15 protein-coding genes, 1 other RNA gene and 1 riboswitch are annotated in these 13,180 nt (G+C 59.0%); of the genes, 7 read left to right on the plus strand and 9 right to left on the minus strand.

All coding sequences use genetic code 11. The features are described from left to right. Positions 1 to 7: 7 nt before the first annotated feature. From ACR0B5_RS01135 to rnpB, 3 genes are all read left to right on the plus strand, one after another. Positions 8 to 709, plus strand: coding sequence for a hypothetical protein (locus ACR0B5_RS01135; protein ID WP_170768500.1), 702 nt, complete (start codon positions 8 to 10; stop codon positions 707 to 709). Continuing rightward, positions 660 to 1,376, plus strand: a complete 717-nt coding sequence (locus tag ACR0B5_RS01140; protein WP_480537843.1) for an N-acetylmuramoyl-L-alanine amidase — start codon at positions 660 to 662, stop codon at positions 1,374 to 1,376. Before ACR0B5_RS01135 ends, ACR0B5_RS01140 begins: the two co-directional genes overlap by 50 nt. 126 nt (positions 1,377 to 1,502) lie before the next feature. Beyond that, positions 1,503 to 1,902: RNase P RNA component class A (gene rnpB, locus ACR0B5_RS01145), an RNA gene on the plus strand. 9 nt (positions 1,903 to 1,911) lie between these two features. Here rnpB and ACR0B5_RS01150 read toward each other — a convergent pair. From ACR0B5_RS01150 to ACR0B5_RS01160, 3 genes are all read right to left on the minus strand, one after another. Then, positions 1,912 to 2,244, minus strand: coding sequence for a GYD domain-containing protein (locus ACR0B5_RS01150; RefSeq protein WP_480537845.1), 333 nt, complete (start codon positions 2,242 to 2,244; stop codon positions 1,912 to 1,914). A gap of 76 nt (positions 2,245 to 2,320) precedes the next feature. Then, positions 2,321 to 3,142 (minus strand): DUF2182 domain-containing protein, encoded by an 822-nt coding sequence (locus ACR0B5_RS01155; protein ID WP_480537847.1) that lies wholly within the window; start codon positions 3,140 to 3,142, stop codon positions 2,321 to 2,323. A gap of 12 nt (positions 3,143 to 3,154) precedes the next feature. Further along, entirely contained in the window at positions 3,155 to 3,790 is a 636-nt protein-coding gene (locus ACR0B5_RS01160) for a DUF1326 domain-containing protein (protein ID WP_425085569.1), read from the minus strand. A gap of 279 nt (positions 3,791 to 4,069) precedes the next feature. Between ACR0B5_RS01160 and rpmG the strand changes: the two genes are divergently transcribed. Further along, positions 4,070 to 4,237 (plus strand): 50S ribosomal protein L33, encoded by a 168-nt coding sequence (gene rpmG / locus ACR0B5_RS01165; protein WP_037309480.1) that lies wholly within the window; start codon positions 4,070 to 4,072, stop codon positions 4,235 to 4,237. A 208-nt stretch (positions 4,238 to 4,445) separates the two neighbouring features. After that, positions 4,446 to 4,952, plus strand: a complete 507-nt coding sequence (locus ACR0B5_RS01170) for a hypothetical protein (protein ID WP_170374852.1) — start codon at positions 4,446 to 4,448, stop codon at positions 4,950 to 4,952. A gap of 91 nt (positions 4,953 to 5,043) precedes the next feature. Here ACR0B5_RS01170 and ACR0B5_RS01175 read toward each other — a convergent pair whose 3' ends face one another. The 6 genes from ACR0B5_RS01175 to ACR0B5_RS01200 all read right to left on the minus strand — a co-directional run bounded on the left by ACR0B5_RS01175 (position 5,044) and on the right by ACR0B5_RS01200 (position 11,403). After that, positions 5,044 to 5,430, minus strand: a complete 387-nt coding sequence (locus ACR0B5_RS01175) for a nucleoside triphosphate pyrophosphohydrolase family protein (protein WP_170554049.1) — start codon at positions 5,428 to 5,430, stop codon at positions 5,044 to 5,046. After that, on the minus strand, positions 5,430 to 6,401 hold the full coding sequence (gene nrdF, locus ACR0B5_RS01180; RefSeq protein ID WP_480537850.1) for a class 1b ribonucleoside-diphosphate reductase subunit beta: 972 nt from the start codon (positions 6,399 to 6,401) through the stop codon (positions 5,430 to 5,432). The genes ACR0B5_RS01175 and nrdF overlap by 1 nt, the downstream gene beginning before the upstream one ends. Before the next feature lie 12 nt (positions 6,402 to 6,413). Then, positions 6,414 to 8,537: a class 1b ribonucleoside-diphosphate reductase subunit alpha gene (gene nrdE, locus ACR0B5_RS01185; protein ID WP_480537852.1), complete on the minus strand. Its 2,124-nt coding sequence runs from the start codon at positions 8,535 to 8,537 to the stop codon at positions 6,414 to 6,416. Continuing rightward, positions 8,519 to 8,932 carry a class Ib ribonucleoside-diphosphate reductase assembly flavoprotein NrdI gene (nrdI, locus tag ACR0B5_RS01190; protein ID WP_480538152.1) on the minus strand — a complete coding sequence of 138 codons (414 nt, stop codon included), beginning with the start codon at positions 8,930 to 8,932 and terminating at the stop codon, positions 8,519 to 8,521. Before nrdI ends, nrdE begins: the two co-directional genes overlap by 19 nt. 15 nt (positions 8,933 to 8,947) lie before the next feature. After that, entirely contained in the window at positions 8,948 to 9,169 is a 222-nt protein-coding gene (nrdH, locus tag ACR0B5_RS01195) for a glutaredoxin-like protein NrdH (protein WP_170374861.1), read from the minus strand. An 85-nt stretch (positions 9,170 to 9,254) separates the two neighbouring features. After that, positions 9,255 to 9,446: riboswitch (cobalamin riboswitch) on the minus strand. 88 nt (positions 9,447 to 9,534) lie between these two features. Next, entirely contained in the window at positions 9,535 to 11,403 is a 1,869-nt protein-coding gene (locus ACR0B5_RS01200; protein ID WP_480537854.1) for a DEAD/DEAH box helicase, read from the minus strand. Positions 11,404 to 11,640: 237 nt separating this feature from the next. Here ACR0B5_RS01200 and ACR0B5_RS01205 point away from each other — a divergent pair, with 237 nt between their 5' ends. Further along, complete coding sequence (locus ACR0B5_RS01205; protein WP_480537856.1) at positions 11,641 to 12,093, plus strand: hypothetical protein; 453 nt, start codon at positions 11,641 to 11,643, stop codon at positions 12,091 to 12,093. 465 nt (positions 12,094 to 12,558) lie between these two features. Further along, complete coding sequence (locus tag ACR0B5_RS01210) at positions 12,559 to 12,825, plus strand: hypothetical protein (protein ID WP_480537857.1); 267 nt, start codon at positions 12,559 to 12,561, stop codon at positions 12,823 to 12,825. The last annotated feature ends 355 nt before the right edge of the window (positions 12,826 to 13,180 follow it).

Raw genomic sequence — 13,180 nt, forward strand, 5'->3', positions numbered from 1 at the left:
GCGCAGCATGCGCTCTTTGCCTCTCATCGCGGCGATCTCGCTGATCGCTGCCTGTGATACGGTCACACCGATTGGCGGAACCGATTTCAACACGCCCGAGTATCAGGCCCAGCGTGAGGCTCAACTGTCCGGGCAGGGGAGTGTCGTAAACCCGCTGCTTGCCCCGGTGGATGTTTCGGAGCAGGCCCTAGGTGCACCGGGTTCGGCGTCGAACCTGCCAGTTGCGACCGGTGCCAATGCCGATATTGCCAATCAGACGGCGGCGGCATTGGCCAGCACTTCGGCGCAACCAACGGTCACTCCCGTGCCCAACAATACCGGCATCTCCGACGAACAGGATTTTGGAGCCGTGTCCGAGCGCCGCAGCATCGAATCCGACGCTGCTCGCATCGAACAGAACCGCCAGACCTACGAAGTGGTTGCCCCTACGGCCGTGCCTGAACGTGGCAGCGACGGGCAGCCCAACATCGTGCAATACGCACTCAGCACATCCAACCCGGTGGGCACCCAGCTTTACAGCCGTGCGGGGTTCAACCTGCAGGCCAAAGCACAGCGCAACTGCGCACAATTCCCCTCGCCGGACCAGGCCCAGATCGCCTTCCTGTCGAACGGAGGGCCACAGCGCGACCGTAAAGGACTGGACCCGGATGGCGACGGCTATGCCTGCAGCTGGGACCCGAGCCCGTTCCGCAGTGCCATCAACAACTGAGCCTGCGCCGATCTGGCACCCATCCCCGAATTTCGGCCCCCGCCGCGACGGCCTGACACCGATGCTGATTGTCCTGCACTACACCGCGATGGATAGCGCTCAGGCGGCACTGGAGCGTCTCTGCGACCCACAAGCCGAGGTCTCGGCGCATTACCTGATCGGTTCTGACGGAACGCTCTGGCAGATGGTGCGCGAAGAGGACCGCGCATGGCACGCCGGTGCGGGCGAATGGCACGGTCAGACCGACATCAACTCGCGCTCCATCGGGATCGAGCTGGACAATACCGGGGCGCATCCTTTCTCGGATTTGCAGATGTCAGCGCTGGAAACCCTCTTGCCCCAGATCATGTCGCGCTGGGCGATTTCGCCCGAGGGCGTGATTGGCCATTCCGACATGGCCCCCGGCCGAAAAAGTGACCCCGGAGCAAAGTTCGACTGGCGGCGGCTCGAACGTCAGGGTTTGGCCGCCGCACGCGGAGCCCAAACGGCCCCGGCAGACATCACGTGCGACAACTTCCGCACACTGGCCCGCGCCGCAGGTTTCACTGCCGATGTCCCGAACGAGACGCTTCTGGCTGCCATCCGCCTACGATACCGCCCTTGGGGCAACGGTCCGCTCTCCCTAGCCGATATCAAGGCGCTCAGCTTGGCCCCAAGCGCGACCTGATCCGCTCTTCATCTGGCCAAAAATATCCCGGGGATGAATTGGCCGCAGGCCAAGAAGGGGCTGGCCCCTTCCTCCGCCCCATCCACCCTTGACGCGACCGGGAACACAGCATACCCACCCCTCTGCGCGGAGGGCCGGATGGCCGCTGGGGTCGCAAGACCCGAGAGGAAAGTCCGGACTCCACAAGGCAACGGTGCCGGGTAACGCCCGGGCGGGGCAACCCGACGGAAAGCGCCACAGAAATCAGACCGCCTGCGGCTTCGGTCAAAGGTAAGGGTGAAACGGTGGGGTAAGAGCCCACCGCGCCGCTGGCAACAGCGGCGGCACGGCAAGCCCCACCGGGAGCAATGCCAAATAGGGTCCCCGCGCGGGATGGTCGGCGTCTGCCGATACCACCGCTAAGCGCGTCTTGGCCGAGAGGGACCGGGTTGGCAGCTTGAGCCGCGCAGCAATGCGCGGCCTAGAGGAATGGTCATCGAAGGGGGCAACCCCGGAACAAGATCCGGCTTACAGGCCCTCCGCGCGTATCCTATTGTCAGTTGCCGGGGGGAGTATACGCCCCGACCAGTTTCGCAGCCTTTTTCTGAACCGCCACGAAGTCCTTCGCTTTCCAGGCCCTTACGGTTTCTATCTTGGATACCGCGCCCGAGGCGGCAACCGCCATGCCCACCGCAACTGCGTCCGACTCATCCGGTGCTTCGCTGATGACAACCACGTCGTTATCCCCCGTCGTGATGTAGAAAGCCAAAAGCTTGGCACCGACCTTCTTCAACAGCGCTTTTACGGCGTCCGTCCGATCGGATGGTTTGCCGACCATCCCCTTCGCGCCTTTTTGGGAATAGGATGCATAGGTGATAAAAATAGGCATGGATGACTCCTGACTGAAGTTGAGGGACCTTTGATTGGGCCGGTCCTTTGGCCTGAAATCCGATCCGAGGCGTGCGCTAAGGCACGGCCACCAGCCAGACGCCAAGAATGATCAGCGTCGCACCGGTTGCAGGCACCAGCCACATGGCGCGCGGCATCAGTTTCTCCAACGCGACGTAAATGGCGACGCCGACAATCCAATAAAGGTTCATTACGCCGCCCACGAATAGCAGCAGCATCAGGGCCCAGCAGCAGCCCAGACAATAAGCTCCGTGCAGCGCGCCGGTGCGGAATGCGCCATAGGCGTAGGGTCTGTTGTGATCGGCCAGAAAACGCGCCGGGCTACGGCAGTGGCGCAGGCAGGCAGTTTTGAGGCTAGACAGTTGGTACAGCCCCGCTGCGATCATAACGCACCCAGCCGCCGTCCGAGAGCGGATGGTCATCATCGGGCCATCGGACAGCCCAACTACTTCCAGCAGCCATTGTGCGCCGGTCGCCAGCACACTGAACAAGGCCCAGGCCACCAGATAGCCGGCCAGAAAAAACAGGCTCAGCCGCGCCGTATTGGCCTTGTCCGGCCCGACCCGTTTCAACGCCATGAACAGCAGAACAGTGGGGGCGGCGCTGGGCGTCATCATCGCGATCATCATCACCCACCACATCAGGAAGATCAGCACGGTATAAGGCGCCGTCCAATGTACCTCGGTCGCCATCTGCATCGGGTTGCCAATAGGGCGGGCCATCCGGGTCATGTCCACAGCGGTCATGTTCATGCCAACCCCGGCAATCGTGTACCACGATGCCGCCAGAATGATCAGCGCGACACAAACCAGAACAACTCCACGGTCATGCCGAAGCACCCGATCGACCAAATGGCTCGGTTGTGGGGATTCAGTCATTGGACACCCTTCCTAAGCGCCCAGAACCCCATGTCCTGAGATGTTGAGATGCGCCAGATGCGCGTGGGTCGCATCAAAGGCCAGGCTTATCGCAGCGCCCGTGGTTTGGGCTGAGCCCGAGGCCGCCTCGGCGGTGCGATATTCGAACCCGTTGGGCAGATGGAACGCCGCACGATGCGGGTCTCCGGTCACGATATTGGGGATCGGTCTGACTTTCACATCGAACACACCGGTCACGTTCGCATAGCCAGTCCGGTCCTCGCGGCTCCAGTCCAGTTCGATCGGAACGTACAGAGTTTCGTGTTTCTTGGGCGCCATTGCGCTGAAGACGTACCACATGGTCGCCATTTCATCCGTGTCTTCGCCGGACATGATCGCCTGCAACGCGGCGCGCTGATCGGCAGAGGCGCTTTCATCTATGATCAACTGCATTTGGCCATTGCCTTCATGGATCGGGCCGGGCCAGTGATACACGCCTGCTGCCCGCACACCGGCAAGATCTGTTTCGCCATAGTGGCCGGATTCAATATCGAAGACTACTACAGCTTCGCAATTGCCATGGGTGGGTAGAACACTGAACTGGCAAGGGCAGCCGAAGTTGCAGTTACAATTGGCCAGCTCTTCGGCCTGCAGTTTCCATTCTGTCATGATTAACCCCCAAACACGCTTAAACGTAATCTGCCGTTTTAGGGTCGAGCCTGATCTGGATGCCTCGAAGGCCGGGCTTGGCGCCGGCTTTTGGGTCTTCCGAATTGCGCGACCATATCACGAAAGCGTGATTGCGCCAAATCCGGTGCAAGCGTGCAACTCAGCTTTTGTGCAACTCACTTGCGGAATCCGGTTGACTCGGGCGCGCGACGGGGTAAAAGCGCACGCTCATAGGAATTCAACCGGAAGGCCCTGCCTTTTCGGACGCAGGAGATAACCATGGCGAAGCCGACGACAATCAAGATCCGCCTGAACTCGACCGCGGGCACGGGCCACTTCTACGTGACCAAGAAAAACGCGCGTACGATGACCGAGAAAATGACCATTCGTAAATACGACCCGGTTGTTCGGAAACATGTCGAGTACAAGGAAGGCAAGATTAAGTAATCTGCCGTTCCAATTGGACATTTTGAAAAGGGCTCTGAGTTGTCAGAGCCCTTTTTCTTTCGGACGCGTACACTGGTGCGGCCATGCGAAGGGAACAGGTCCGTTGCAGGGACGCATCAGCGCCAGGCCCCTTCGCACCTGCCGCGGCTTGCTTTTTACATCTCGCTACCGCTACGGTTTAGCAAATCGCCACAAAATGTTGACCGCCATGAAAAAAATCTTGCTACCGACAATCGCCGTTTTGACCCTCGCGGCTTGTGAAGACCCCTTCAATCGCCAAGGTGTCGGGTTCACCGGGATTGATGGTGAACCGCGCACGGTGTCCGATGTTCCGGGAGCCGTCGCCTTCTTACCGCCAGCGACCAATGTCCCGGCCGAGCTTGCGGAATTGCCGACTGTCTCAGTCCTATCCGACAAGGTCGGGATCGATAAGATTGCCGGTGTGGCGATCGAAAACGGCGGTCAGTCGCCTGCAAACGCGGTGGAACTATCGGGAAGCAGTCAGAACCTGTATCTGAGCACGGTGAATGTGAACGGCACCCTATTCGGTGTCGTTCGGACTCGCTCCAACAGCACTCGGGTCGATAACTCTGTGGGGGCGGCGTTTGGTAGAGAAACCGAACGCTTTACCGGTTGCCTGCCTGCAGGAGATGTCTACAGCAAGGGCTCATCCGATCGTAGCTCGGGCTTTGCGGTTCCGCTGAACTGCAGCTGATCCAGTCGAAGATCAGTTGACGTGAAAAAGGGCGGGGATTTACTCGCCCTGTTAATTTGGGCCGATGCTGTTCTTCTAAGCCAAGGCAGAGTTAGCCATCCTCAAGGAAACGGGCGAGGTCGGGCCGGCGGAAGGTCGGGCCTTTCAGCACCTTGCCATCTTCGCGAAGAACCGGTTTCCCATCGGCGCCCAGCTTGGACATGTTCGAGGCGTGGACTTCCTCCATCGCAGCTTGTTTGACACTGTGTAGGCCGAATTCCAGAAAGGTGCCGTCCAGCACGTATTGGATGTCACACAGGGCATCTAGCACCTCGACCAGATTGCCATCCTCCACCGCTGCGCGCAGCTCCGCGACTTCCTCTTCGAGGATCGCCAACCGCATCTGAGCGCGCGTCTCGGGGATTGCGGGTGCGTCCACGACCGGCACGTCAAAGGCTTCGTGCCAGTCCCGAACGATGGTCAGAGTGTCCTTTGCCATCAGAAATCCCAATCTTCGTCCTCGGTCGCTACGGCCTTGCCGATGACATAAGAGGAGCCAGAGCCCGAGAAGAAGTCGTGGTTCTCGCTGTCCGGGCTGAGGGCGGCCAGAATCGCCGGATTCACTTCGGACACTTCCGGCGGGAAAAGGGCTTCGAACCCGAGGTTCTGCAGTGCCTTGTTGGCGTTGTAGTGGAGGAAGACTTTCACATCCTCGGTCAAGCCGATCTCGTCATAAAGTTCCTCGGTGTATTGGTTCTCGATCCCGTAAAGTTCGAACATCAAGCCAAAGGCATAGTCCTTCAACTCCTGCTGTTCGGCTTCGGACAGCGTCTCGTAGCCGCGCTGGAATTTGTAGCCGATGTAATAACCATGCACTGCCTCATCGCGGATGATCAGGCGGATCAGGTCGGCGGTGTTGGTCAGCTTGGCGCGGCTGGACCAGTACATTGGCAGGTAGAACCCGGAATAGAACAGGAAGCTCTCCAGAAACACCGACGCGATCTTGCGTTTCAGCGGATCGTTGCCCGGAGCGTATGTGTTCAGGATCGCCTCGGCCTTGGCCTGCAGATGGGGATTCTCTTCGGACCAGCGGAACGCCTCGTCGATTTCTTTGGTCGAACACAGTGTTGAGAAGATCGAGGAATAGCTGCGCGCATGTACCGCCTCCATAAAGGCGATGTTGGTCAGTACGGCCTCTTCATGCGGAGTGACGGCATCCGGCATCAGGGCAGGGGCACCGACCGTGTTTTGGATCGTATCCAGCAGGGTCAGGCCGGTGAAGACGCGGATGGTCAGCTGCTTTTCATGGTCCGTCAGCGTCGCCCAGCTTTGGATATCGTTGGACAGCGGCACTTTCTCGGGCAGCCAGAAATTGACCGTCAGGCGGTTCCAGACCTCAAGGTCCTTGTCATCCTCCAGCCGGTTCCAGTTGATGGCGCGGGGGATCTTGGTTTGGATCATGTCTTTCATGTCAGTAGCCCCTTACAGCGAGCAGGATACGCAGCCCTGCACCTCGGTCCCTTCAAGGGCCTCCTGGCGCAGACGCACGTAATAAATGGTTTTGATGCCTTTCTTCCACGCGTAGATCTGCGCGCGGTTAATATCGCGGGTCGTGGCCTCGGCCGGGAAGAACAGGGTCAGCGACAGCCCCTGATCCACATGCTCGGTCGCCGCTGCATAGGTGTCGATCAGCGCCTCGGGGCCGATCTCATAGGCATCGCGGTAGTATTCGAGGTTGTCATTGCTCATGAAAGCCGCCGGATAGTAGACGCGGCCAATCTTGCCCTCTTTGCGGATTTCGATCTTCGAGACGATGGGGTGGATCGAAGAGGTCGAATTGTTGATATAGCTGATCGAGCCGGTCGGCGGCACCGCCTGAAGATTGCGGTTATAGAGGCCGCGTTTCATCACATCGGCCTTCAACGCTGCCCAGTCGTCGCGGGTGGGAAGGGTCATGCCGTCGAACAGCGCTTTCACTTTGTCGCTTTCAGGCAGCCAGTCGCGGGTGGTGTATTTGTCGAAGAAGGTGCCTGAGGCATAGTCGGAGTCCTCAAATCCCTTGAACGACGCATTGCGTTCCTTCGCCAGATCGCATGACGTGCGGATCGCGTGATAAGCCACGGTGGCAAAATAGATCGAGGTGAACTCAACCCCCTCGGGCGAGCCATAGTGGATATGTTCCCGCGCCAGAAACCCGTGCAGGTTCATCTGCCCCAGACCAATCGCGTGGCTTTCATCATTGCCGCGACGCACCGAAGGCACCGAGTCGATTGCCGACATCTCGGACACCGCCGTCAGCGCGCGGATCGCAGCGCCGACAGTGCGGCCCAGATCACCGCCATCCATTGTCTTGGCAATGTTCAGCGAGCCGAGGTTGCAGGAGATATCCGTGCCCAGATGGGAATAGCTGAGGTCATCGTTGAACTCAGACGCTTCATTGACCTGCAAAATCTCGGAACACAGGTTCGACATGTTGATCCGGCCCGCAATGGGGTTCATCCGGTTCACCGTGTCTTCGAACATCACGTAGGGGTAACCGGATTCGAACTGAATCTCTGCAATGGTCTGGAAGAACTCACGCGCATTGACCTTGGATTTGCGGATTCGCTTGTCATCGACCATCTCGTGATACTTCTCCGTCACCGAGATTTCCGAGAACGGCACGCCATAGACCTTTTCTACGTCATGAGGCGAGAACAGGTACATATCCGCGTTTTTCTTCGCCAGCTCGAAAGTGATGTCAGGGATCACCACGCCAAGGCTCAGCGTTTTGATACGGATTTTCTCATCCGCGTTTTCGCGCTTGGTGTCGAGAAAGCGCATGATGTCCGGGTGGTGTGCGTTCAGATACACCGCACCCGCGCCTTGCCGCGCACCCAGTTGGTTGGCGTAGGAAAAGCTGTCCTCCAGCAGTTTCATTACCGGGATCACGCCGGAGGATTGGTTCTCAATGCCCTTAATCGGCGCGCCATGCTCGCGGATGTTGGTCAGCAGCAGCGCTACGCCTCCACCACGTTTGGACAGTTGCAGGGCCGAGTTGATGCCGCGACCGATGCTCTCCATGTTGTCCTCAAGCCGCAGCAGGAAGCATGAGATCAATTCCCCGCGTGAGGCTTTCCCGGCGTTCAGGAAGGTGGGCGTGGCGGGCTGGAAACGACCGTCGAGGATTTCCTCCATGAAAGACAGGGCCAGCGCCTCATCACCGCGTGCCAGCGCCAGCGCGGTCATGACGACGCGGTCCTCGTAGCGTTCCAAGAACCGCTGCCCGTCACGGGTTTTCAGCGTGTATGAGGTGTAATATTTGAACGCGCCCAGAAAGGTCGGGAACCGGAACTTCTTGGCATAGGCCGCGTCCCAGATCTTGCGCATGAAGTTCTTGGAATACTGGTCCAGAACGGCCTCTTCGTAGTAGCCCTCGGAAACCAGATACCCGAGTTTTTCATCCAGCGAGTGGAAGAACACGGTGTTCTGATTCACATGCTGCAGGAAGTACTGCCGCGCGGCCATTCGGTCGGCATCGAACCGGATCTTCCCCTCACCATCGTAGAGGTTCAGCATCGCGTTCAACGCGTGATAGTCCTGCTCGTTTACGCTGCTGTCGAGCATAGGTTTCTCCCTAGTTTTTCCAGCCCGGCGCGGACGCGGGCGATGTCGGTCTCTGTTCCGGCCAGCTCGAATGTGTAGAGCAGCGGAACGTTGCATTTTTGAGCGATGATGCGACCGGCCAAAGCGTAGGTCGCACCGAAATTACGATTGCCTGTGCCGATCACTCCAACGATCCCGGCACGTCTGTCCGGGTCGTTCAGAAACCGGATCACCTGTTTAGGAACCGCCCCGCGCCCTTCGCCGTCGGCGTAGGTGGGGCTGATCAGCACATAGGGGTGTCGGGGGTCAGGCAGCGGGTCCATCCCGTTCGGAATGCGGAAAGAGGTCAGGCCCAGCCGCGAGACAAAGCGGTGGGTGTTTCCGGATTTCGAAGAGAAATAGACCAGCGCCGGGATCGGCGCGGCCATGGATCAGGCCAGTTGGGCGATCATGTCCGGGCGGAAACCCGACCAGTGATCACTGCCCGCCACAACGACAGGGGCCTGACGATAACCCAGCTCGGTCACATGGGTCATGGCGCTGTCGTCCTGGGTCAGGTCGATGACGTCATAGGTGATGCCTTTTGCATCCAGCGCTCGGGTGGTGGCGGTGCATTGTACGCATGCGGGTTTGGAATATACGGTAATGCTCATGTCGTCCTCTGTCCTTTTAATGAATGCCGAGGACGCTGCGGGCAAAATGACCCCTGAACACGCCCCCGAACCCTCCGTTCGCGGTTCTCTTTCTTTGCTTGCGGCAGGTCTCCTGGCTCGCGGATTGACGTTCGGACTGGCCTTCCCAAAAGCACGCTTTCAGTGGCGTATTCAGCCGAACTATCCGCTTACAGTTGCGGGGGCAGCGCCGGTTTTTCACCGGTTTCCCTCTTAGCTTTCAACAGGAATCGAAAGAACCGAAGCAACACCATATTGGGGTTGGTGGTGGAGTGTTGTCAATATATGGTGTGGCGAAGAAAATAATTTTCTTCGCTTGCACAACCAGCCACGTGCGCTAAGGCGGTCTACTTTTTCCGCTTGGGCATCGCGTTGCCACCCTTCATCGCAGCCGCACGTGCGCGGTTTTTCTTGCTGCTTGGCTTGCCTTTGGGCGGAGGCGGGCCTTTCAGACGGCGCGCAGGTTTCTTGTGCTGATCGCCCGAGGGGGTCTCATCCCGTTTGGGCCGCGTTTCGGGCTTGGGTTTCTCGGCCGGCTTCCGGCGTGGTTTTGCGGGCTGTGGCTCAGCCGCGTGGGCCGGGCGTTCGTGGCGCTTCTTGCCTTTGAAGTCGCGCTTGGGACCTTTGCGGCCACCACCGGCAAAGGCAGGCGGCGCGTCCAGTTGCACCAGGGTCTTGGTGCCTTCGACCGTCATCTCGGGGCCAATGGCCTTCAGGAAACCTTCAACGCTGCTTTCGCGAATCTCGATATAGCTTTCGGTGTCGGCAATGCGGATCGCGCCGATATCGTCTTTGGTGATCTTGCCCGCCTTGCACAACATGGGCAGCAAATAGCGAGGCGAGGCGTTTTCGTTGTGTCCCTCCGACAGCGAAAACCACACGCTTGAGCCAAAGGGCACGTTCGGCTTGGGCGCGGCATCTTGCGTGTCGCTCAGTTCCTCCGGGGCGGAGTGTTTGCGCCCGTATTGACGCAGATAGGCCGCCGCCAGCTGCTGCGGTGAAAAGCGCGAGACCAGATCATCAACCAGTGCGCTTTCGCCCTCGGTGACATCCACGGTCCAGTCGTCCGAGCTGAACATCCGCTGCATGTCCTGCGCCTGAACCTCATCGGCCGAGGGTGCAGACCCCCAATCGGCTGTCAGCTTGGCGAATTTCAGCAGGCGTTGCGCCTTTTTGAACGATGCAGGCGGTATGACCAGCGCGCTGACGCCTTTCCGCCCGGCGCGTCCGGTTCGGCCCGAGCGGTGCAGCAGCGTTTCATGGCTGTTCGGCAGTTCTGCATGGATCACCAGATCAAGGTTCGGCAGGTCGATCCCGCGCGCGGCCACATCGGTCGCCACACAGACGCGGGCGCGTCCGTCGCGCATGGCTTGCAGCGCGTTCGAACGTTCGCTTTGCGTCAGCTCTCCGGACAGGGCCACGACCGAGAATCCACGATTCGACAGTCGCGCCGTCAGGCGGCTGACCATGGCGCGAGTGTTGCAGAAGATAATGGCGTTGGGGGCCTCGTAGAAGCGCAGCACGTTGATGATTGCGTTCTCACCATCGCGCGGGGCCACATTCATCGCGCGATATTCGATATCGGCATGTTGCGTGCGCTCGCTGACGGTGCTGACGCGCTCGGCATCGCGCTGGTAGCGAGCGGCGAGGGAGGCGATGGCGCGAGGAACCGTAGCGGAAAACAGCAGTGTCTGACGCTCGGAGGGCGTCTGTTCCAGAATGAACTCAAGATCTTCGCGGAAGCCCAGGTCTAGCATTTCGTCGGCTTCATCCAGAACCACTGCGCGGACAGCGGTTAGGTCAATCGACTCCCGCATGATATGGTCGCGGAGACGGCCCGGCGTTGCGACCACGATATGCGCACCGCGAGCCAACGCTCGCCGCTCGTCTCGCATATCCATGCCGCCAACACATGACGCAATGAACGCGCCTACATCCGCATAGAGCCACGCCAGTTCGCGTTTGACCTGCATCGCCAACTCGCGCGTTGGTGCTATGACCAGCGCCAAAGGCGCGCCAGCCGCATCGAATACATCCACGTCGCCCAGAACGGTCGGGGCGATGGCAAGGCCGAAGCCTATGGTTTTCCCTGACCCGGTCTGCGCTGAAACCAACATGTCGCGCCCTTGCAGGTCGGGCGTAGTTACGGCGGTTTGGACTGGGGTCAGCGTGTCATACCCTTTGCGATCAAGGGCGTCTTGAAGTGTTTGTTTCATGGCTCGGCTCGTTGGGATGCTGCGGTCACCCTCAGAGCGTCTAACACGCGGATGATCGTCGAAGGGCACTCCTTACCCAGTGAGGCGCCGGATGTATAGAGCGGAAAGCGGGCTGCACGATCAAACACAGCATGAACGCTTGATGAAGGTTCCTTCAGGAAAGTTGTAACCCGTCGCACTCCTCCCAATCTGTTGAACACAGCCAGAGATGGCACCGATTTCAGGGAGAAAGAGACCATGACCAGATTTATGACTGCCGGAGCAGCCGCTCTGGCCACGAGCCTAGCCCTTGGTACTGCCGCTGCTGCCGAAAACACGCCTGATCTGCGCGGTATTTGGACGGCCAGCCAGACTACAGTTTCGCCGTCGAATTCGGCTACCGGTGATGCGCCGCGATTTAACCAGTCGGAATGGGTGCTCGAGATTCAGGTTCAAAACGACAACGCGTTCTGGGGTCCGAGCATGTGGCGGCGCAATGCCATGGATAACTGGACGATGTACGAGGCCACTGGTTCCATCAGCCAGGATGGCTCTGGAAAGATCGGGATCGTCGAAAGCTCGGCCGAGCCAGCGATTGGCGTGAACGCTTTGATCGACGCGCGCTACGAAGATGGGCGAATCTATGCGGATTTCCGTAGCCTGCGGACTGGAACAACTTACAGCACCGTTCTGGAACGTCAGGTGAACTGAAGCGTTCCCGGCCCGGCCGGACTGTAGGGGGTACAGACTGTCGCCCGGTTTTGAACGCGACAGAATAGTAGGTAAACCGTCTGGGCCGGAACGCTTCTCAATATCGGAAGGATCGTCTCCACAGGGAGGAGGCGGACCGGACGGTGATTTCGCCGCTCGCGACGGGATCCAGTATATGTCGGGTTTACACGCCGTGTTCCTCGGCCCGGGTTATTCGGATCTCGCGAACCTTCAGCGCGGAGTCGCGCACGGTGAAAAATTCGCCGTCCGGTCCAAGCTCCATTTCAGAATGGCATCCTACCCGCAGTATGCCGCAGATTCTGTTGGGAGGATTTGTCCAGTCGACCTCTTGCGAGCATATCTGCTCTGCCTACGCGATTGACGTCAGTAGGGTCGGCGTTTTTAAAGCGTCGGTTAAGGATCATTACCGGGTGCAAGTCTCGCTTTGACAACCGTCTTGCAAATATGTTCGACAGCACAGGCGATCATGGAGGGAATTTAGCGCTATTTCAGTCCGAACGATTCGGTTTTGCAGACAGCGCGGCGTTGTCAGTTTTTGCAATTTGCGATCAGTTTATCGTCTGTTGCACTTTGCGCTTGCAGCAATTCGCAACATTCCGGTCAGAATTTAGCGAAAAGAGTTTTGCAATTCTAACCCTACGTGGTTTTCGAGAAATCCGCAGTTATCCACAGTACCATCCCGGCAGATATCAACAACTTATCCCCGTCTGATTTCCATGCTGCAGTGCTATTTTCTTGCTCGATAACGAGTGCAATGCAAGATTGGTTTCACCGCTGGAGTTCCTCGGATCAGAAGGCGGGATGCAAAGGCCAAGGAGGTCTGCGCAGGGAAGGTTGATCTTAGGATTGACATTCATTTGCAAGGGCTTACCGGTGGGTGGTGCATCGAGTTGGGGCTTCGTGCCTTGGGTCGTCGGATCATCTTCTCAAATGGGCTTTGTGCGTCGCGGCGACTTTCGAGTTTGTGGCGACGGCTGCGGTTCCTTCGGGGGCCGAGGCAACTGGATCGAAGTGGTCTTAGGACAAACTTCGTCCGGGTAAGGCGTCAGGGGTTGCCCGCAAGGGC

It is taken from the genome of Ruegeria sp. AG1, assembly GCF_056541705.1.